The sequence below is a fragment of the Pseudomonas sp. KCJK9111 genome, assembly GCF_046231935.1.
In the GTDB taxonomy this organism is placed as follows: domain Bacteria; phylum Pseudomonadota; class Gammaproteobacteria; order Pseudomonadales; family Pseudomonadaceae; genus Aquipseudomonas; species Aquipseudomonas parafulva_B.
On record NZ_JBJJMO010000053.1, the window covers coordinates 1 to 19,052 of the forward strand.

Here is a 19,052-nt window from a genome sequence, read left to right on the forward strand (position 1 = left end):
GCGCTCGGCCTCCTGAAGTCGCGATCTGCGGCGCCTGAGCTATTGCGCGCTTAGAAGCAAAAGCAGAAAGCACGTGGCGGTAAGGACGCGGACAAGGACGACGGTAATCGCTTGGCCATCGCCGAGTTACAGGCGGGCTGGACATGGGTTGCAAGCAACCCAATCCCGCTCGCCCTCCCCCCGATCAGTCCGCCAACCGCCAGGTCGTCCCGCCCTTGCTGTCTTCAAGCACCACACCCATGGCCGTCAACTGGTCACGAATGCGATCGGACTCACCCCAGTTCTTGTCCGCCCGCGCCTGCAAGCGCGCCTGGATCAAACCCTCGACCTGAGCCGCGTCCACCTTCCCTTCAGCGCCTGCACGCAGGAAGTCATCGGCCTCCAGCTGCAACACACCCAGCACGTCACCCAGCTCACGCAAACGCCCTGCCAAGCCAGCCGCGGCCGACACGTCGCTCTCGCGCAGGCGGTTGATTTCGCGGACCAGATCGAACAACACGGCGCAGGCTTCAGGCGTGCCGAAGTCGTCGTTCATCGCAGCAGTGAAACGCTCGACGAAGGCCTCCCCGCCGCTGGCCGGTACACGAGGCAAGCCACGCAAAGCATGGTAGAACCGCTCCAGTGCACCCTTGGCGTCGCGAAGGCTATCCTCTGAGTAGTTGATCGCGCTGCGGTAGTGGCTGGCCACCAGCAGATAGCGCACCACTTCAGGGTGATACTTTTCCAGCACGTCGCGAATGGTGAAGAAGTTGTTCAGCGACTTGGACATCTTCTCGCCGTTGATGCGGATCATGCCGCAGTGCATCCAGGCGTTGGCGTACGGTTTGCCGGTGGCAGCTTCGCTCTGGGCAATTTCGTTCTCGTGATGCGGGAACTCAAGGTCGCTGCCGCCGCCATGGATGTCGAAACTCTCACCCAGGCAGCACGTGGACATCACCGAGCATTCGATGTGCCAGCCAGGGCGGCCAGGCCCCCAGGGCGACTCCCAGCTGGGCTCGCCCGGCTTGACGCCTTTCCACAGGACGAAGTCCAGCGGATCCTGCTTGGCCTCGCCGACCTCGATTCGCGCACCAATACGCAAATCTTCGATCTTCTTGCGCGAGAGCTTGCCATAACCCACGAACTTGCCGACGCGGTAGTACACGTCGCCGTTGCCAGGCGCATACGCATAACCTTTGTCGATCAAGGTCTGGATCATGGCATGCATGCCGGCAATGTGATCGGTGGCGCGCGGTTCCTGGTCCGGAGGCAGGATGTTGAGGCGGCGTTCGTCCTCGTGCATCGCATCGATCATACGGGCGGTGAGTGCGTCGAAGGTTTCGCCGTTCTCGTTGGCCCGGTTGATGATCTTGTCATCGATGTCAGTGATGTTGCGCACGTACGTCAGGTTGTAGCCGCTCTTGCGCAACCAGCGGGTGGCCAGGTCGAAAGCCACCATGCTGCGACCATGGCCCAGGTGGCAGTAGTCATAGACGGTCATGCCGCAGACATACATGCGCACGTTGTTGCCGTCCAACGGCTTGAACGGCTCCTTGGTCTTGGTCAGGGTGTTGTAGATCGTGAGCACGGTGGTTCCTCAGCTGCCCCAGGAGTCACGCAGGGTGACGGTGCGGTTGAATACCGGGCGGCCCGGCTGGCTGTCCTTGAGGTCAGCACAGAAGTAGCCTTCGCGTTCGAACTGGAAGCGATCTTCCGGCTGCGCCTGGGCCAGGGAGGGCTCGGCACGGCAGCCGCTGAGCACTTGCAGCGAATCAGGGTTGATGTTGTCGAGGAAAGTGCCACCCTCCTCGGTCTTCTCAGGGTTTGCCGAGCGGAACAGACGGTCGTACAACCGGACTTCGCATTCCACACTGCCCTCGGCCGGCACCCAGTGGATCACCCCCTTGACCTTGCGGCCTTCGGGGTTCTTGCCCAGGGTGTCCGGATCGTAGGAGCAGCGCAGCTCGACGATGGTGCCCTCGGCGTCCTTGATCGCCTCATCGGCACGGATGACGTAGCTACCGCGCAGGCGCACTTCGCCGTTAGGCTCAAGGCGTTTGTAGCCCTTGGGCGGCGCTTCCATGAAGTCGTCGCGGTCGATGTACAGCTCACGTGCGAATGGCAGCACGCGCACGCCCATGTCTTCCTTGGGATGGCGCGGCAGTTCGAGCTGCTCGGTCTGGCCTTCGGGATAGTTGGTGATCACCACCTTCAATGGACGCAGCACGCACATCGCGCGGGGTGCAGTGCGGTCCAGATCGTCGCGGATGCAGAACTCCAGCATGGACATATCGACCACACCGTCCGAGCGGTTGGTACCGATCATTTCGCAGAAGTTGCGGATCGACGCCGGGGTGTAGCCACGGCGGCGGAAGCCCGACAAGGTGGACATGCGCGGGTCGTCCCAGCCCTCGACGTGTTGCTCGTCCACCAGTTGCTTGAGCTTGCGCTTGGAGGTGATGGTGTAGTTGAGGTTAAGACGGCTGAACTCGTACTGGCGCGGATGCGCAGGCACCGGCAGGTTGTCCAGGAACCACTCGTACAGCGGCCGGTGTCCTTCGAACTCCAGCGTGCAGATGGAATGAGTGATGCCTTCGATGGCATCCGACTGGCCGTGAGTGAAGTCGTAGTTCGGGTAGATGCACCAGGTATCGCCCGTCTGGTGGTGGTGGGCATGGCGAATCCGGTAGAGGATCGGGTCACGCAGGTTCATGTTGGGCGAAGCCATGTCGATCTTGGCGCGCAGCACGCGCTCACCGTCCTTGAACTCACCGGCCTTCATGCGGGCGAACAGGTCGAGGTTCTCCTCCACGCTGCGCTCGCGGTACGGGCTGTTCTTGCCGGGTTCCTTGAGGTTGCCGCGGTATTCCTTGGCCTGCTCCGGCGTGAGATCGCACACGTAGGCCTTGCCCTGCTTGATCAGCTCGACGGCCCAGGCGTGCAGTTGGTCGAAGTAGCTCGAGGCGTAGCGAACGTCGCCGGCCCAGTCGAAGCCCAGCCACTTTACATCGCGCTGGATGGCATCGATGTACTCCTGGTCTTCCTTGGCAGGGTTGGTGTCGTCAAAGCGCAGGTGACAGACACCTCCAAACTCCTTGGCCAGGCCGAAATTGACGCAGATCGACTTGGCATGGCCGATGTGCAGGTAGCCATTGGGCTCGGGCGGGAAGCGGGTAACGATGCTGGCGTGCTTGCCCGAGTCCAGGTCGGCCTGGATGATCGGCCGCAGGAAGTTCGCAGGGACAGCGGGGGCGCCTTTGGCAGCGGCGTTGGGCGCGTTGTCGGCAGTGGGCTTGCTCATAGGATCCTTGAATGCACGTAGCCGGCCTGGGTAGGCCGAATGAATCAAAGGGCCTATCATAGCCGAAGCAGTCAAGCTGCCGACAGTCGGGCTCCGCCAAACTCGCGTGATTTCTCACGCCTTTTTGCCGCAGCCTTGGCAAAATGGCGCAAGCGCGCCATGTGTCCCCAACGCCTGACGCCGCGTCTGGTAGTAATCAGCGCCCAGCGCATCCTATTTTCGATTGCCTTGAAAAAGCGAGTTTCTGCATGTCCAAAGTCAAACTGAGCACCAACCACGGCGACATCGTCCTGCAGCTGGACGCCGAGAAAGCGCCGCAGACGACCGAAAACTTCGTTCAGTACGTCAAGGACGGCCACTACGACGGCACCGTTTTCCACCGTGTCATCAAGGGCTTCATGATTCAGGGCGGCGGCTTTGAAGCTGGCATGTCCCAGAAAAAAACCCGCGCCAGCATCCAGAACGAAGCCGACAACGGCCTGAAGAACACGAAGTACAGCATCGCCATGGCCCGCACCATGGACCCGCACTCTGCCTCGGCACAATTCTTCATTAACGCGTCTGACAACGACTTCCTCAACCACAGCGGCAAAAACACCCAAGGCTGGGGCTACGCCGTGTTCGGTGAAGTGATCGAAGGCCGTGAAGTCGTCGACGCCATCGAAAAAGTTGCCACCGGCTCGAGCGCTGGCCACCAGGACGTACCAAAAGACGACGTGATCATCGAGAAAGCCGAGATCATTGAGTGATACTGCTGATCTCCGATCTGCACCTGCAAGAAGAACGCCCGGACATTACCCGGGCGTTTCTTGATCTGCTCGAAGGTCGGGCTCGCCAGGCCAAGGCGCTGTACATACTGGGCGATTTTTTCGAAGCGTGGATCGGCGACGATGCCATGACCGCCTTTCAGCAGTCGATCTGCCAAGCCATGCGGCGGCTCAGCGACAGCGGCACTGCGCTCTACCTGATGCACGGCAACCGCGACTTCCTGATCGGCCAGGCCTTTTGCGAGGCTGCAGGTTGCACCCTGCTGAGCGATCCTTGTGTGGTGGAGCTGGAAGCAGAACGGGTGCTGCTGATGCACGGCGACACCTTGTGCACTCGAGACGTGGGCTACATGAAAATGCGGCGATTGCTGCGCAATCCCGTGAGCCTTTGGTTGCTTAGGCACCTCCCCTTGTCAGTTCGCCTGAAATTGGCACGCAAGCTGCGCAGCGAAAGCCGCGCCCAGACGCGAATGAAATCCACGGAGATCGTTGACGTCACGCCCGAAGAAGTGCCCAAGGTCATGGCGGCGCACGACGTGCGCACACTGGTGCACGGCCATACCCATCGCCCGGCGATTCACAAGCTGATGGTGGAGGGGGAGCCGGCCCGGCGCATTGTGCTGGGCGACTGGGACAAGCGTGCCTGGGCCTTGCAAGTGGACGCGCAAGGGTTTCAGCTGGCGCCGTTTGAATTTCCCTGAGCGCTTGAGCGCTATTTGCTCGATAGTGGCTAGCCAGCCTGAGCGCAACATCAGGCGTCGGGCTGATACTTATGCGGGAGACGAGCAAGGCTTGTCTCCCATTCCGATACTCACTGAACGCCTAGCCGCTCATCTCGCTCACGGATAATCACCTCCCGGTACGCCGGATCGGCCTTTATCTGCTTCTCTGTGAACGGCATATCATGCAACTGACCGGCAGCGAACGCCTTGGTCTGATCACTGGCATGGGGCGAGGCCGCCTCGCTCGATTGGGAGAACGCCAGCAGACCGCGTGCCTTGGGACCTTCATCGGTGAAGCTGACCAGCTGTAGGTAGCTGGTGCCGCTGACAACCAAGCGCTTGCCCTGCCCCATCGGCACACTGTACATGGCGTTGTACACGCCAAGCGCCTGGGGCCCGCCCGGCACTGGCGTGCCATCATGGGCCTGTTGTACCTGCCCCCAGTGCGCCTTCGGGTCGATGCCCTCCTCGGCCACTTGCCGGAGTGAGGCAAGGCCCGCCTGATGAACCACCTTGCTCACCGATGCCTGCTCAACCGCCAGACCACGCGGGGTATGCACAGGATCGTTGCGATCGAACGCCACTCGCCATACCTGCGGTTGATGCTCGATTGCGTTGTAGATGTTTTCAAAGTGCACCAGCCCCATGTTGCTCTGCTGGTTGGCCTGGCCGTTCCAGCTGGCCAGGCTGCGGCACACGGGCTGGACATCAGTGGGGGCACGCTTGCACCAGCTCAGCAGATCCGGCAGCAGCAAACGCGCAAGGTAGACTTCGTCATCGGTCACCAAGCGCTGCAGATCTTCCACACCAAGCAGCGCCCTGCCTTGCAGACGTTCCAACGCGAAGCGCCCACGCATGCCCAGAGGCTGATCGCTGCGGCTGACCAAGGGCGAGTAGCCTGTCATCGGCTGCGCAGGGTTGGTCATCCAGGCTGGATCGTTGGAGTTCTGCACGAAATCATCGCGCTCCAGACGGGGCATCAGCTGCGCCGGAACCGTACCGGGTTGGGCAGCGCGGCTGTCGACTTTCCAGTTGCACAGGCTGCGGGAACCATCGAGCACTACCAGCGGGCCTGCCTGTTCGCCACCGCAGGCATCGAGCAATGTCTGGTCGACGTAAGGCACCACTGACTGGTTCAGGTAAGTCGTCTTGCCACGATCATCCACGGCGACGGTGTTGACCCATGGAATACCATGCAGCTGCTCAACGGAACGCGTCAGCGCCGCCACGCTGTCGGCACGATTGATCTGGTACCACTGTTGCAGCACGCGGGCGTTATCGCTGTTGGCATCGCGCAGGCTGTAGGCCGTATGCCTGTCCCAGTCCAACCGCCCAGGCCACTGAACGACCGGGCCAAATGATGAGCTATACAGAACACGCTCGACTTTTTGCAGTCGGCCATCGGCGGCCTTGACCATGATGCTGACGCTTTGGCGGGTCAGCGGCAGGGACTTGCCGTCGAGCACGTAGCGGGTTGGGTCCTTGGGGTCGAGTTGCAGGCGAAACAAGGTGAAATGCCTAGAGGTGTCGACGGTATGGGTCCACGCCAGGTGGCGATTGAAGCCGATGTTGATCATCGGCAAGCCAGGTAATGCTGCACCCATCACATCGAGTTCACCGGGGATGGTCAATTGCATCTGGTAGAACCGCATGCCTCCCACCCATGGGAAATGCGGGTTGGCCAACAGCAAACCACGCCCATTGACCGAACGCTGGGCACCCACTGCAATGGCGTTGCTGCCACGCTGGGCGGCAAACCGTTGCTGCTGTTCCAGCGCTTGCCCATAAGCGACGGCGGGCCGCCGGACATCGTTCTCGGGCGGCTGAGCGCCGGCCAGGGCTTCGACGAACTGCCCGACCCCACCTTCTGCAAGTAACCGCCGTGTAAGCTTGACCAGGTCCTGGCTGGTGATGGCGCGCACCCACTCACCCCCTCCACATTCCGGTGGCAGGCCCTGCTGACGACGCTCAGCCAGTGCTCGATTGAACCCACTGGCATAACCCGCCAAGAGAGCCTGGATGGCAGCGGGCTGTGCGTCCAGAAAAGCCTGCACCTGTGCCGGCCCGTTGAGCCAGGTGAAGAACACATCACTGGCCAGGTTCTCGCGCTGGTCCACGGTCTGGCCTTGACCACCAAAATAGCGCGAGCGCTCACCGCTGACCGTCAGGACCTGGTCCGCCAGCAAACAAAGATTGTCCTGGGCATAGGCATAGCCAATGCCGTAACCGAGCCCTCTTTCATCCTTGGCCACGATATGTGGCACGCCATAGGTAGTGCGACGGATCTGGGCGCTGGCATCTTGCGCTACGGGTTGAGCCTGTGCGGTCAAGGCCGCAACCATGAGCGCTGCGGCCAGACCGGCACAACGGCTTGAGCGGGTAAATGGGGACACGGACACTCCTCGAATACGGTTCATGCCGGTGAAACGAACGAACGCTAGAAGAGTTTAGGCGGCCTTTACGCTCAGGCCTGACGCTCGTGTACAGGGACCCGACGTGACGGGAAAAGATGCCGCTTGATCTGAGCCAACAACCACTGATGAAGGTTTTTTCGCTTTGTATTGCAGATTACAGGCGCTCATTCGTCTTATTCAAAGAGGCACCCATCGTTCGGGTTCGTCCAAGAAAAGGAGCATTCACATGTACAACCCGCCAACTCCAGTGCAAGCCAATACCCCGACTGGGCAGGACGCGCAGGTCGACGAACGAACCGGCAACGAGCAGATACGGGAGTTGCTGCGCAGCTTCGGGCTGCGTACCAGCCTGATACGGCTGAAAGTGATAGACGCCCTGCACGCGGCAGAGCGAAATGGAAGAAGCATTGGCGTGCGAGGTGTGCATGCGCAACTGGAGCAGTTGGACATACCGTTGTCATTTCTCAGCGTACGAGAAGTGCTTAAACGGTTATGTGCCGAAGGCGTCATTCAGCTAGGTGCTGACAAATGCTACAGCCTTGATCCGCAGGCACGTGCACTGCTGGAGCGACCCACCTCGGCCTAAGCAGCTGGGCTGGCCACTGGACCGACAAGCGTCATCGCCTGACTTTACGTCGCAATATGCCGTTGATTACGACCACAACCACGGCAATGGCGATAGCCAGCATCTGAAAGGTCTGCTCGCTGATCGTACCCGCTTTTTGCAAATGGGAAAGACCGATCATTAGCCCAAGGACCACCAGAATGATCAGGAGGGAATATTTGAGGCGCTGCACGTGTGTCATCGACGGTTCCTTGCTACATCCGGGACAGATGGCTTAGCTCAAGCCGCGCAGATGATACAACGTTCGCCCGCCCCGGCGCTGCATTTCCTGCTGCCTGGTAGTACCCCAAGCTGAAAACATTCGGCTTCATCACACGTGTGGGGAGCCCCATGAACAAACGCCTGTTAACACTCATGCTGTGCCTGGCAGCCACGCCACTGCATGCTTTTAATACCACTGAGATCCCGTGCGCAAGACTGCTCGACCTTGGTCACACGCTGAGCCAGAAAGCAGGAAGCAGTCAGTGGCAACAGTTGTGGCAACGGGTTCGAAAGGCTGGCTATCTGAATCCTGGCAACACCTCGTTGCGATTCGAGGTGCCCTCCGCTGTATTGCCAGCACTTGCGCAGCAGACCCTGGCGCGCGCCGACCAGGTTCGGCCGGTGTCCGAGACCCAGGCGATCTACCGCCGGACCTTCGATGACCGGATTATCGGATCCCGTAACGCGCAGCCTCTGCACGCGCTCTGCGTGCAGGTGGACTGGAGATCCGTGCCATCCGGGCTGCGAAGCCTTCAAGAGGCGCACGTGGGCAGTGCCAGTCTACTCAGTGCCTACCCCTGCGACTGAGGTGCTAATACCCAAAGTGCCATACGTTGCGCTCCCCGCCCGGGAACATTCACTTCTCAAGCGCTTGAATGTTTTTTTCCTACACGGTGAGACTGCGCTGCCTGCATAAGCTAGTAACCGAAACTACAACCCTCACCCCTAATGGCGCCTAGCGGGTCCCGCCGGCTATCACAGAAAATTTAGCCACACCTCGACGTTATGCCGCTGGTGACCCCTACCATTTTCGAAGGAGCGTCATATGGAAACGCCAGACTTGAGCCACATCGACGTCAGCCAACTGCCGCAATCGCTACAGGCACTGATTGAGTGCATAGGCATAGAAAACGCGTACCAGCTGACCTGCGCATTTGGCGGTAGGCCTAAGTACATTCCAAAACACCGCGATCGAACCAAGCTTGCTGACGTGTTACCGGCTGAAGCACTCGACGCCCTGATCAAGCGCTTTGCAGGTGTCGCGCTTGAGATTCCCAAGGTTGATCATTTTATCCGCCAATTGCGCAACCAACAGATTCAGAAAGAAAGCGCCAGCGGATTCTCGCGCAGCTTGTTGGCCGACAAGTACGGCCTGAGCCTGCGCCAGATCGGCAACATCCGCCGTCAGGATTTGCCGTTGCGATGAGCGAAGCCTCATCAACCCATATACACCCTTAACCTGACATTTAAAAAGAGAACCCAGCATGTCCATAGACAACAGCCTCATAGGGTCCGTCATCAATGCCTTGCCCATGGACCGCATGATCGCGGGCCCGTTGCAGGCCATGGTCCAGGCTCAGGTCACCGCCAGCAAATCCTACGCAGACTTCCTCATGCAAGTCTGCGTACAGGACGGCAAGGCGGTTGCCATCCAGTTCGACTATGACGAGACCATCGTCGACGAACAGGGCCAATCACAGGGCGTGGTCAAGAAGACGCTGCAAGTGCCGCTGATGGCGGCGATCACCCACCCCAACATCGCCATCGAAAACGGCACCGTCGAATTCGAGCTGGTCATCAATCAGATGTCCGAAGACACATCGGCCAGGGACATGAACGCAGAAGGCGCCGCCTCCTTGGGCTGGGGCCCCTTCAAGCTCAACGTCAAGGGCAGCGTAAGCCATAAGTCCTCGCAAACGCGCAAGACCGATACCCGGGCACGCTATGCCTTCAACACCACCCTCAAGCGACAGGACCCACCAGAGGCAATGATGAGGGTGATCGACTTCCTCACGGAGGCGGCTACCAAGCCCATTATTGCAAAGGATGTCACGCAGCAATCGCCAGCCTTGGGTGCGCCACCTCAGGCTCAGGAAGAGCTCGATAGCCCAACGGCATGACTACTACTGTCAGCGCAGTCACGACGCGGCACGAACTGTCCCCCTGAAGGCTCTTCAGGGGACCCACTTGGCCCAATGAGTCGAACCCATGGACAAGAGCCCTGTCCCTATGACCTCCATTGACCTGCGCGAAATTACTCGCGGCCTGCAGGAAGCTGCGAGCGCCGCCAACAGCATGATCGCGCAACAGTACATTGAACTGTTCGATCGTTTCTTCGACTGCAATCACCAAGAGCTGGGCGCTCCGATGACCGCGAAGATGGTCGAGGTGGCCATGGATGGGCAGCACCTGATGCGCGTGCCCCTTTTCGCGCTAGTGTCGCCTAAAGGGTTGGCACTGGAACGGATGCAGGTCGACCTGTCGGTTCGCGTCCAGAATACCGAAGCACGACGAGCATTCACTCCAGCCGACGCAAGCCGCTCGGCCAGTTTCAAGGTAACCATCGGTGGCCAGGGGCGCCAAGGGGATAGCCGCGACCCCGACGAGGTGCAGATCCGGATGCAATTCCAGGCAAGCGAACCGCCCGAGGCCCTAAACCGGCTGATCGAGGAATACACCAACTTGATCATCCCAGTTCGCGCCCCGGCTTCGGCTCCGGCTCCAGCTCCAGCGCCACCACCTTCGCCCACCAACGAGTTCATCGAGGCGGCAACGGTACGTTGATTCCCAAGCCACCTGCTTAACCCGACTCTCGGTCGGACCAAGCAGGCAACCTTCGGTGGCGACTAGAAGTCGCGTTTGTAGAAGACGTCCAGGGAGCTTGCCACTCCACTGGCAGCCTCGACATACACCTTCTTGCTGAGCTTGTAGCGCAGGGCGATGGTGTTGGCAGGCTCGAACACGCCTACTCCATAGCGCAAGCTGAGTTTCTCGGTCAGGTTGCCACTGGCCACCACACTGGTGGTGTTGCCTGAGCCCTCGGTATCGAGCTGGAAGTCATCGATACCCAGGCGCGATGCCACATTACCCGTGATCCCTGCGCTGCCGGCTAGCCCCAGGCCCAAGGCGGCCTCGGCCAACATGTTGTTATCTTCACCCGATGCCCCCAACGGACGGCCAAGCACCAGGTAGGACAACGCTTGTTCCTGGCTCATGGCAGGCTCGGAAAACACCGTACTGGTCGGTTGCTCGGCGTTGCCGCTCAAGCGGATGCCGGCGATCACGTCATCGACTTGACGGATCGCTTCGATGTCCAGGTAGGGCTGGTCGATCGGCCCGGCAAACAGCAGCCGGGCGCGCCGGATGGTCAGCCGCTGGCCGTAGGCGCGGTAGCGACCATCGGCCAGGCTCAACTCGCCGCGCGTATCGAGGTTGTCACCGATATGCACGTGCCCCAACAGGTTGGCAGTCAGGCCGAAACCACTGAACGACAGTTTGCCTCGGCCCACCTCGACATCGATATCCATGGCCATGGCCATCGGCGGCTTGCCCTCCTCGGTCTGGTTGCCGACGATGACCGTGTCGTCGGAAACCTTGACCGTGGAAGGGGGCAGCTCGCGCACCGTGATCTTGCCGTTGGGCACCTGCACCTTGCCTGTGACTGTCAACTTGTCGTCGATCAGTTGCAGGGTAAGGTCCGGCGCTACCTCCAGCGTGGCATAGGGTTCGACCGTGACAGGCAACTGCTGCCCTTGCACGCGGATGTTCATCCCCAGCGCCTGGCCCCAGGTCAGGTTGCCATCGACCTGGCCGCGACCTGCAGTGCCGCTGCGCCAGGTGCCGGCAAGCTGCACCTGTTCACCCGCGATCCGGGCCTGAAGGCCGAGGTCCTGGAACTGAATCGGCAGTTCGGCACCAGTGATCTGGCCGCCGCTCAAATTCACGCTGCCGTTGACTTGCGGCGCCAACAGCGTGCCAGACAGCTGTCCGCTCCCCTTGAGCTCCCCAGCCAGGTGCTCAACCATCGGCACGAAGGGACGGGCCACTGAGAGGTCGAGACCGGCCAGGTTGAAGTCGCCGGACAACGGCTTGTCCTTGCCCAGTGGATCGATACGCGCCGTGAGATTCAGCTGCCCCAGGCGTTCCCCCTGGAATGCAAGACGCGCATCGATACGCCGCGGCGCCAAGGTGCTATCCAGCCGCAGGGTCTGGTAGGGGAAATCGACCCAGCGGTTACCATCATTGACGCGCAATGTGCCGCCACTGGCGTCAACCACCACGGTGCCCTTTGGGCCGCTGGCGGGCAGGTCCAGGTTGATGTCGGCATTGAGCAGGCCCTGCCATGCGAAATCCTTGGGCATCCACTGCGCCAGGCTGTCCAGCGGGAAGCGCTTGAGGTGGTACCGCAGGCGCGGCTCAGGCGCCAACCGTTGATCATCACCACACAGACTGGCCTGCCCGGAACGCCAGCAGTGGGCGCCGAAATCCAGCTGACCGCTGGCCAGGCGCTGCAGTTTGGCAGGCGCCTGCAATTGCCAGTCTTGCCCGCCAGCCTGTACCCGCCCAGTGGCCAGGCGGCCGCGCCAGTCACCGTTGTCCAGTTGCCCGTCCAGACCCACGTCCAGCTTCAGTTGCGGGCCATTCAACGCCAGCGTCAATGCCTGTCGTCGCATGTCGCCATTGCCGACCGCCTGCAGCGTACCGAGGGCGGTGTCACCCGCCTGGATACCCGTGACTTTCAAGTCGATGTTGGCCCGTTGCCGGTCGTCCAGACGGGCCGAGAGATTCAGTTGCTGCAAGCGATTCTCGGCCTGTGCCAACCCGGTACCGCGCAATGCCAGCTTGCCTTGCGGCGCCTGCAGGGTACCGGCCACGTCCAGTTGCCCCTTGACCTGGCCCTGCAGCTCGGGCCACAGCTGCCCCAGCCGTGGCAGATCGATGTCCACCTTGCCGGCCAGGCGCTGTTGCAGGCTGCCACTTCCGTTTATACGGTTGTCACCCAGTTGCACGCGCAAGGCTGCCAGTGTCCAGCGCTGCCCTGCCCCGTCCGCCTGAACGTTGAGCACAGCGGGTTGGCCGCGCAGGCGCCCCTTGAGGTCGAGCTGAGCGTCGAGCGACAGGTCATCGCCCTGCAGCTGGCCTTTGCTACGTAACGGCCCGGCCAATGTTCCAGGTAGCTCCGCCACCCAATAGGCCGGGTTCAGCGCCGACAACTGCAGGTCCACGTCCCAGGCGAGCGCTTGCGCGAAGCGTACGGCCACACGGCCTGTCGCCTTGCCTTGTCCCGCAGTAAGCGCCAGCGTTGGCAAAGTGACCTGCTCAAGATCCCCTTCGAAGGGGCTTGCCACCTTGAAGGCGCCGGCCGGCCCGTCCAGATCGCCATCGAAGCTGCCCTCGTAGCGACCGTCGCGATAGCGAACCTGCGCGTTCAGGCGTTTGAGCGTCACCTCAGGCGGTGTATCCAGCGGGTACAGGCGCAGCCAGGGAAAGTCCTGCCAGGCCAATTGGGCGTCCGCTGCCAGGCCGTCCTGCCAGTCGACCTTGGCTTGCAGCTTCACCTGCTGGCTATCGCCTGCGTTGAGATCAAGGCCCTTGACCACGGCACCTTTGCTGTCGACCATCCCGGACAAAGCCAGGGCGATGGGCGACTGCTGGGCTGGCAAGTTGGCAGACCCGGTCAATGCATAGCCCGTCTCAAGGTTCCCATCGGCTAACAGCACCAGGTCATCGAGCTGCAGGGTGTCGGGCAGTGCCTCGGATGGCTTGAACGCCTTGGTCTGAATGCTCAGGCTGGCCGGCAGGTGTTCGGCCAATGCCTGGACCTTGCCCGCAAGGGTGGCATCCAAGTACCCACTGCTCGTCCCGGTCAGGTCAAGCGAGCGTTGCAGTTCACCCGTGGCTTGCAATGCCAGTTGCCATGGCTTGTCCCCCACGGCGGGGAGCTGCACATGGGCCTGTAACTGCACAGGCCAATCGCCTTGAGGTTTCACCTCACCTTGCAGGTCCAACTGCAGATCGTCGCGGGTCAGGTGCAGGCTGTCGATGCGCATGCCTTCACCGGTCCAGTGCGCAGCCAGTTGCAGATCACCGAGCAGGTCGCTGCCATCCAGGCGCAGTTGCCCTATCTTCACCTCGCCCAGTTCGATGGCAAGCGGCAAGTCCAATGTGGGCAGTTGCAGCGGGCCGTCGTCGCTGACGTCAGTCGAGGGGGCGAACGCCATGTCGATACGTTCTGCGTGCAACTGATCGATGCACAAAGCCCCACGCAGCAGGCATGCCGGGGACCAGCTCAGCAACGGCGCCTGCGCCTGGACCTGGGTCTGCCCATCGTCGTAGGAAAGACGACTGGCTTGCCAGGTGCCCGCCAGGCGTCCCGCGAAACCTTCCACAGTCAGCCCGGGAACCTTGCCCAGCGCCCAACGGCTGCCGCCCTCGGTGCCGATCACCAACGCGATGGTCAGCGTCAGGACGGCCATGAGCCCAAACAGGCCCAGCAGCATGTATTTGATGACAGGTTTCAAAGCTCAGGCCCCATGGAAAAGTGCAGGCGGATGCCGCCGTCGTCGTCCAGGGCCTTGGCCAAGTCCAGGCGTAGCGGCCCTACCGGTGAAACCCAGCGTACGCCGAAGCCGACCCCCGTCTTCAGGTTGGGCAACTCGAAGTTGTTGAAAGCGTTACCTTGGTCGACGAAGGTCGCCAGGCGCCATTTGTCCGTCAGGGAATACTGGTATTCGACGCTGCCCGCCACCAGGTAACGGCCACCGATGCGATCCCCGTCGCTGTTTTTCGGCGACAGGGTCTGGTAGTCGTAGCCGCGCACGCTCTGATCGCCACCAGCGAAGAACCGCAGCGAAGGCGGAACGCTGTTCTGGAATCCGTTGGTGGCGCTGCCGCCGAACTGAACGCGGCCCAGCAGCCGGTGGTTCTGACCTACCGTGGTGAGCCCTTTGAGCAGCACGTTGCCGCGCAGCAGGTTCGTATCGGAACCCAGGCCTTCCTTTGCCACTTGCGCTTCGAACTGCACGCGATAGCCATTATGGGGGTCAATGCGGTTGTCGCTGCGCAGGAATGAATAGCTGATACCAGGCATGAGCAGGTTGCTAAGGCCCGCATCGTCCCCCAGCCGGTACTCTTCGCGTTGGTACTTGAGCGATATGACCCGCTGCCAGCCGCTGGGCAGCTTGCTGTGCCATTCAGGGCCTACCGTCAAGAGCTTGCTGAGGGTGTCGGTGCCCGCCAGTTCTTCGTTCTGGTACCCCCCGGCAAATCGCAGTTTGTCGGTCAATGGCGGGTCCAACGGGATGTCGTACCACAGCCCCACGTTTTGACGCGGCGCCGACAGCTCCGCTTCCCAGCCATAGCTGTGCCCCTGGGGGTTGACCCAATGGCGGGTCCAGTTGGCCTTGCCGCGTGGGCCAACGTCGGTGGAATAACCAAGGCCCAAGCCCAGTGTGCGAGGCTTGCGGGTTTCAAGGCGCACGTCGACCGGAATATTCTGAGCGACAGCGGCCGTGGGCGCAGCGTCTACGCGCACGCCCTCGAAGTAGCCGCTGGACTGCAAGTCGCTGTTGAGTTCGGCAATCAGCTCCGAATCGTAGGGCGTACCGGGTTTGAACGAGACCATTCGCTGCAGCAAATCGTCGTCCAACGGCGTATCGCCACTGAAGGTGACCGCGCCCAGTCGGTACCGCGGCCCACTTTGGTAGACCAGGTCGATATCGGCCACCCCGGCACGGGGATCGACGGCCAGGCGCTGCTGGCTGAAGCGACCTGCGAAGAAGCCATAGCGTGAGGCCTGGTTCTGAATGACACGCTTGGCATCCTCATAGACACCATGGTTCAGTTGCTCGCCAGCGCGAAGCGCGCCGCCGGAAGGCACTCTGAACGCGGTCATGTCACTGGCGGGCCCCTCGACGCGCACGCTCACGTTGCGCAGGCGTATCGGCTCGCCGGGCACGATATTCACCACCAGTCGTGGTGAACCGTCATCGTCGCGGGGCGGCTTGACGTCGGTACTTATCTGGGCCTGGTAGTAGCCCAGCGCCTGGGCCGCTTTGCGCGCCTGCTCCTCGGCCCCGCGACTGAAACGCAGCAGCGCTTGCTCGTCGCGGTCGCCCAAGCTACCGATATAGCCCTCGACATTGGCCTTGAGCGCCTTGTTGGCCGGCTTGACCGTCACCACCAATTCGCTCTGGCCCCATGCAGCAAAGCTGGCGGCCCAGATCACCAGGCCCCAGCGAACTCTTCCTGAATATGTCATCCCGCGCATGCTACCAGACCAAGGGTGTAAAAGAAGCCAACCGAAACGCCATTCACGCCAAGGGTTCACTGACCTGAGCGCTGTCATACACCAGGACGCGTTGGCGCACTGTCCCAATGGCGACCTCGCCAACCTCGACAAAGCCTTGCGTGTGATAAAACGCCACGTGTTCATCATTGCCCGTGTCGACGACGATCCCTTCGACCGGCCCGTCCTTCATGCACCATTGTTGTACCGCATGTAACAACTGGGCCGGATACACCTGGCCTTGCAGCGCCGGCAACACCCCCAGTAGCGGCAGCACGTGCACTTGATCGGTAGGCCGGCATGTCGAGACAGCCGCCTGGTACGCCATGAAGCGCCGGGTGGCGCGCACCCCCGCACCAACCATCATGCGCAGGCGCCAGGCCCAACTGTCAGCCACACCCAGACGCCGCAGTGGCGGCACAATCAGCGCGACGCCTACCAGGCGATCGTCCAGCAGCAGGCCAACGGCGGGCAGCTGAAGGTAGAAATGCTGGCGTACCCACTCGCGTAGCAGCGTACGCAGGCGGCGCTCATAACCAGGGCGATGCGCTTCGAGCAGATAAGCGAAGGTAGGGTCGTCCCGGTAGACGGTATACAGCAGTGCACGGGTTTCGCGGCGATAACCGGAGTCGAGCAGGCAAACGCGGGCCTCGGCGGCAGGGGCTTGAGACATGGAGGGGAACCTTCTGGGCTGGCTGATAGGCCTTGGAGGCACAATGCCGCCCATCGTTCACCTTCGCGCCATGTCAGCCGCGCCTAAGTGCCCCCATGCTGGTGATCAACGCCGATGTCGGCTAGCATCGCGCCTTTTTACCGGGATCGGCTCTGCATGAAGATCGTCTGTTTCAACATCAATGGCCTGCGGGCGCGCCCACACCAGTTGGCCGCCTTGGTCGAAAAGCACCAGCCGGACATCATCGGCCTGCAGGAAACCAAGGTCAGCGACGATCAGTTTCCACTGGCCGAGGTCCAGGCCCTGGGCTACCACGTGCATTACCACGGGCAAAAGGGCCACTACGGTGTCGCCTTGCTATCGCGTCAGGCACCTTTGAGCTTGCACAAAGGGTTCGCAACGGACGAAGAAGACGCCCAGCGGCGCTTCATCTGGGGCACCTTCGCCGACCACAACGGCAACCCCGTCACCGTCATGAACGGCTACTTCCCCCAGGGCGAAAGCCGCGACCACCCCACCAAGTTTCCGGCCAAGCAGCGTTTCTACGCGGACCTGCAAGCACTGCTCGAAGGCCAGTTTCGCAGTGACCAGCCCGTGCTGGTCATGGGCGACATGAACATATCCCCAGAGGATTGCGACATCGGTATCGGCCCAGACAATGCCAAGCGCTGGCTCAGGACCGGCAAATGCAGCTTCCTGCCAGAGGAGCGGGAGTGGATGGAGCGCTTGAAAGGCTGGGGTCTGGTGGACAGCTTCCGGCATCTGCACCCGGGTGTCGACGACCGTTTCAGCTGGTTCGACTACCGCAGCCGCGGCTTCGAGGACGAGCCCAAGCGTGGCCTGCGCATCGACCTGATCATGGTCTCGGCAAGCCTGGTGCCGAGGATCAAGGCTGCTGGCGTGGATTACGAACTGCGCGCGATGGAAAAACCGTCGGATCATGCGCCCATCTGGCTAGAGCTCAGCTAAGCCAGCCTAGGGCGCAGGAGGCCTTGTACGGCTCACAACGTCGTGCGCAAGGCCTCCCCGATACCCACACCGCGGCCATCATCGGCAGCACTGACCAGGGCGAAACTGTAGGCGCCATGGGACCAGTATCGGGCCTGGAGCTGACCATCGATTCGCTGCCCTTGCGGCATGCGCCGGAAGTGCTCGCCAGGTGAGCGCAGGAACAGGCTGATACGGCGCCCCGCCCCGTCCTGGAACACCACCAGCGCCGCCGGCCCTTGCTCGTTACTGAGCAGCCGGGCGCCCACCGGGGCGAACCCGTAGCCTGCCAGATCAGGCAGTTGGCCCACCTGGTGAAAGTGCGCTTGCAGCCAGGTGCGCAATTGATCGGGGTCACGCGCCTGTATATCCAGCGCTTGGCTGTCGGCGAACAATCGGTGGGCCTGCACAGCATCAGCCATGGGCTTTGCGTCGGCAAAGCTGGCATCGCGCGCCTGCCACCCGCCAAGTCCCCCAACGCCCAAGGCTAGGACGATCGCTGCAGCACTTGCCCAGCGACGCTTCAGGCGGTGTCGCGCCTGTCGGCGCAGCTGATCGCGGTCAACCCGCGGGCCCGCCAGCGGCTGCGCAAGGCCCGCCAGGCTCGTGCGCAACTGGCGCGCATCGGCGCGCCAGCCTTCCACACGCTGCGCAGCCTTTGGATGATTGGCCAGCCAGGCCTGGACTTCGGCACGGCGCACCGGGTCCAAGCGGTCATCGACGTAGGCGTGAAGCTCTTCTTCGCTAGGAATAAGACGGGTCATTTCAATCTCCGCAAGGCCGGTGGTCGAGGGCTGTCCTCGGTCAATGCACGCAGGGCATCGCGCGCGCGCGACAGCCGTGACATGACAGTACCGATGGGAATACCCAACGTCTGGGCAGCCTCCTTGTAACTCAGGCCCTCAACGCTCACCAGCAACAGCAAGGCGCGCTGCTCGGTCTTGAGCCGACCAAATGCCTGCAAGTCCGCCTGGGCCAGCACGATGTCCTCAAGGTTATCGCCGGCCGTTTCTTCGGCCGCGCTACTGCTGGCGAACCAAGACAGCCAGCGGGCATGCAACCGTTCTCGCCGTTTGCCATCCAGAAACAATCGATAAAGGATGGTGAAGAGCCAGGCGCGCAGGGCATCGGGATCCTGGTGCTGCTGACGCCGGCTCAAGGCACGCTCGACCGTGGCCTGCACAAGGTCATCCGCACTTCCTGCTTCGCGGGTCAGCCAGAGGGCGAAGCGACGCAGTCGGGCCAGTAGCGCTCGCCATTGTTGGTCGTCCAAGTCCTGCATGGAAAGTATCCGGTCAATGATGGGGCAGTGTAG

Annotated in this window: 17 protein-coding genes; 8 read left to right on the plus strand and 9 right to left on the minus strand. The window is 61.7% G+C overall.

The window, feature by feature from the left end; genetic code table 11:
* Positions 1 to 184: 184 nt before the first annotated feature.
* Together cysS and ACK59L_RS16575 are read right to left on the minus strand one after the other, a co-directional pair.
* The gene (cysS, locus tag ACK59L_RS16570) at positions 185 to 1,567 is read right to left on the minus strand and encodes a cysteine--tRNA ligase (RefSeq protein WP_058605167.1); all 1,383 of its coding nucleotides are present in this window, start codon (positions 1,565 to 1,567) and stop codon (positions 185 to 187) included.
* A gap of 9 nt (positions 1,568 to 1,576) precedes the next feature.
* The gene (locus tag ACK59L_RS16575) at positions 1,577 to 3,280 is read right to left on the minus strand and encodes a glutamine--tRNA ligase/YqeY domain fusion protein (protein WP_409274791.1); all 1,704 of its coding nucleotides are present in this window, start codon (positions 3,278 to 3,280) and stop codon (positions 1,577 to 1,579) included.
* Positions 3,281 to 3,528: 248 nt separating this feature from the next.
* Here ACK59L_RS16575 and ACK59L_RS16580 point away from each other — a divergent pair, with 248 nt between their 5' ends.
* Entirely contained in the window at positions 3,529 to 4,029 is a 501-nt protein-coding gene (locus ACK59L_RS16580) for a peptidylprolyl isomerase (RefSeq protein ID WP_058605172.1), read from the plus strand.
* Positions 4,026 to 4,748, plus strand: coding sequence for a UDP-2,3-diacylglucosamine diphosphatase (locus ACK59L_RS16585; protein ID WP_409274793.1), 723 nt, complete (start codon positions 4,026 to 4,028; stop codon positions 4,746 to 4,748). The genes ACK59L_RS16580 and ACK59L_RS16585 overlap by 4 nt, the downstream gene beginning before the upstream one ends.
* A 110-nt stretch (positions 4,749 to 4,858) precedes the next feature.
* Here the strand turns inward: ACK59L_RS16585 and ACK59L_RS16590 are convergent, their stop codons facing one another.
* On the minus strand, positions 4,859 to 7,186 hold the full coding sequence (locus tag ACK59L_RS16590; RefSeq protein ID WP_409274795.1) for an acylase: 2,328 nt from the start codon (positions 7,184 to 7,186) through the stop codon (positions 4,859 to 4,861).
* Between the two features lie 223 nt (positions 7,187 to 7,409).
* On the opposite strand from ACK59L_RS16590, the gene ACK59L_RS16595 reads away from it, so the two are divergent.
* On the plus strand, positions 7,410 to 7,769 hold the full coding sequence (locus ACK59L_RS16595) for a fe2+ zn2+ uptake regulation protein (protein WP_196136861.1): 360 nt from the start codon (positions 7,410 to 7,412) through the stop codon (positions 7,767 to 7,769).
* A gap of 31 nt (positions 7,770 to 7,800) precedes the next feature.
* On the opposite strand, the gene ACK59L_RS16600 is transcribed toward ACK59L_RS16595, so the two are convergent.
* Positions 7,801 to 7,989 (minus strand): hypothetical protein, encoded by a 189-nt coding sequence (locus ACK59L_RS16600; protein WP_023533551.1) that lies wholly within the window; start codon positions 7,987 to 7,989, stop codon positions 7,801 to 7,803.
* Between the two features lie 149 nt (positions 7,990 to 8,138).
* Between ACK59L_RS16600 and ACK59L_RS16605 the strand changes: the two genes are divergently transcribed.
* The 4 genes from ACK59L_RS16605 to ACK59L_RS16620 all read left to right on the plus strand — a co-directional run bounded on the left by ACK59L_RS16605 (position 8,139) and on the right by ACK59L_RS16620 (position 10,574).
* The gene (locus ACK59L_RS16605) at positions 8,139 to 8,597 is read left to right on the plus strand and encodes a hypothetical protein (RefSeq protein ID WP_409274798.1); all 459 of its coding nucleotides are present in this window, start codon (positions 8,139 to 8,141) and stop codon (positions 8,595 to 8,597) included.
* A gap of 238 nt (positions 8,598 to 8,835) precedes the next feature.
* Positions 8,836 to 9,216, plus strand: coding sequence for a Mor transcription activator family protein (locus ACK59L_RS16610; protein WP_196136859.1), 381 nt, complete (start codon positions 8,836 to 8,838; stop codon positions 9,214 to 9,216).
* 58 nt (positions 9,217 to 9,274) lie between these two features.
* Positions 9,275 to 9,910, plus strand: a complete 636-nt coding sequence (locus ACK59L_RS16615) for a DUF2589 domain-containing protein (protein WP_409274801.1) — start codon at positions 9,275 to 9,277, stop codon at positions 9,908 to 9,910.
* Between the two features lie 88 nt (positions 9,911 to 9,998).
* A complete protein-coding gene (locus tag ACK59L_RS16620) occupies positions 9,999 to 10,574 on the plus strand; it encodes a DUF2589 domain-containing protein (protein WP_196136857.1) in 576 nt (191 codons plus the stop codon).
* 62 nt (positions 10,575 to 10,636) lie between these two features.
* Here the strand turns inward: ACK59L_RS16620 and ACK59L_RS16625 are convergent, their stop codons facing one another.
* From ACK59L_RS16625 to ACK59L_RS16635, 3 genes are read right to left on the minus strand one after another with little or no spacing between them, the layout of a single operon-like run.
* Positions 10,637 to 14,311: a translocation/assembly module TamB domain-containing protein gene (locus tag ACK59L_RS16625; RefSeq protein WP_409274803.1), complete on the minus strand. Its 3,675-nt coding sequence runs from the start codon at positions 14,309 to 14,311 to the stop codon at positions 10,637 to 10,639.
* On the minus strand, positions 14,308 to 16,050 hold the full coding sequence (locus ACK59L_RS16630; protein ID WP_409274805.1) for an autotransporter assembly complex protein TamA: 1,743 nt from the start codon (positions 16,048 to 16,050) through the stop codon (positions 14,308 to 14,310). Before ACK59L_RS16630 ends, ACK59L_RS16625 begins: the two co-directional genes overlap by 4 nt.
* Before the next feature lie 52 nt (positions 16,051 to 16,102).
* Positions 16,103 to 16,750, minus strand: a complete 648-nt coding sequence (locus ACK59L_RS16635; protein WP_409274807.1) for a GNAT family N-acetyltransferase — start codon at positions 16,748 to 16,750, stop codon at positions 16,103 to 16,105.
* Positions 16,751 to 16,906: 156 nt separating this feature from the next.
* On the opposite strand from ACK59L_RS16635, the gene xthA reads away from it, so the two are divergent.
* The gene (gene xthA / locus ACK59L_RS16640; protein WP_409274809.1) at positions 16,907 to 17,719 is read left to right on the plus strand and encodes an exodeoxyribonuclease III; all 813 of its coding nucleotides are present in this window, start codon (positions 16,907 to 16,909) and stop codon (positions 17,717 to 17,719) included.
* Positions 17,720 to 17,751: 32 nt separating this feature from the next.
* On the opposite strand, the gene ACK59L_RS16645 is transcribed toward xthA, so the two are convergent.
* Both ACK59L_RS16645 and ACK59L_RS16650 read right to left on the minus strand, forming a co-directional pair.
* Entirely contained in the window at positions 17,752 to 18,501 is a 750-nt protein-coding gene (locus ACK59L_RS16645) for an anti-sigma factor family protein (RefSeq protein WP_409274811.1), read from the minus strand.
* Positions 18,498 to 19,019, minus strand: coding sequence for a sigma-70 family RNA polymerase sigma factor (locus tag ACK59L_RS16650; protein WP_058605153.1), 522 nt, complete (start codon positions 19,017 to 19,019; stop codon positions 18,498 to 18,500). Before ACK59L_RS16650 ends, ACK59L_RS16645 begins: the two co-directional genes overlap by 4 nt.
* Positions 19,020 to 19,052 lie beyond the last annotated feature (33 nt).

Bases quoted from the DNA above. Each gene is read 5' to 3' on its own strand.
- ACK59L_RS16635 (WP_409274807.1), bottom strand. From the start codon at position 16,750: ATGTCTCAAGCCCCTGCCGCCGAGGCCCGCGTTTGCCTGCTCGACTCC.
- ACK59L_RS16605 (WP_409274798.1), top strand. From the start codon at position 8,139: ATGAACAAACGCCTGTTAACACTCATGCTGTGCCTGGCAGCCACGCCA.
- ACK59L_RS16620 (WP_196136857.1), top strand. From the start codon at position 9,999: ATGGACAAGAGCCCTGTCCCTATGACCTCCATTGACCTGCGCGAAATT.
- ACK59L_RS16600 (WP_023533551.1), bottom strand. From the start codon at position 7,989: ATGACACACGTGCAGCGCCTCAAATATTCCCTCCTGATCATTCTGGTG.
- ACK59L_RS16590 (WP_409274795.1), bottom strand. From the start codon at position 7,186: ATGAACCGTATTCGAGGAGTGTCCGTGTCCCCATTTACCCGCTCAAGC.
- xthA (WP_409274809.1), top strand. From the start codon at position 16,907: ATGAAGATCGTCTGTTTCAACATCAATGGCCTGCGGGCGCGCCCACAC.
- ACK59L_RS16630 (WP_409274805.1), bottom strand. From the start codon at position 16,050: ATGACATATTCAGGAAGAGTTCGCTGGGGCCTGGTGATCTGGGCCGCC.
- ACK59L_RS16595 (WP_196136861.1), top strand. From the start codon at position 7,410: ATGTACAACCCGCCAACTCCAGTGCAAGCCAATACCCCGACTGGGCAG.
- ACK59L_RS16575 (WP_409274791.1), bottom strand. From the start codon at position 3,280: ATGAGCAAGCCCACTGCCGACAACGCGCCCAACGCCGCTGCCAAAGGC.
- ACK59L_RS16645 (WP_409274811.1), bottom strand. From the start codon at position 18,501: ATGACCCGTCTTATTCCTAGCGAAGAAGAGCTTCACGCCTACGTCGAT.
- ACK59L_RS16580 (WP_058605172.1), top strand. From the start codon at position 3,529: ATGTCCAAAGTCAAACTGAGCACCAACCACGGCGACATCGTCCTGCAG.
- ACK59L_RS16615 (WP_409274801.1), top strand. From the start codon at position 9,275: ATGTCCATAGACAACAGCCTCATAGGGTCCGTCATCAATGCCTTGCCC.
- ACK59L_RS16610 (WP_196136859.1), top strand. From the start codon at position 8,836: ATGGAAACGCCAGACTTGAGCCACATCGACGTCAGCCAACTGCCGCAA.
- ACK59L_RS16650 (WP_058605153.1), bottom strand. From the start codon at position 19,019: ATGCAGGACTTGGACGACCAACAATGGCGAGCGCTACTGGCCCGACTG.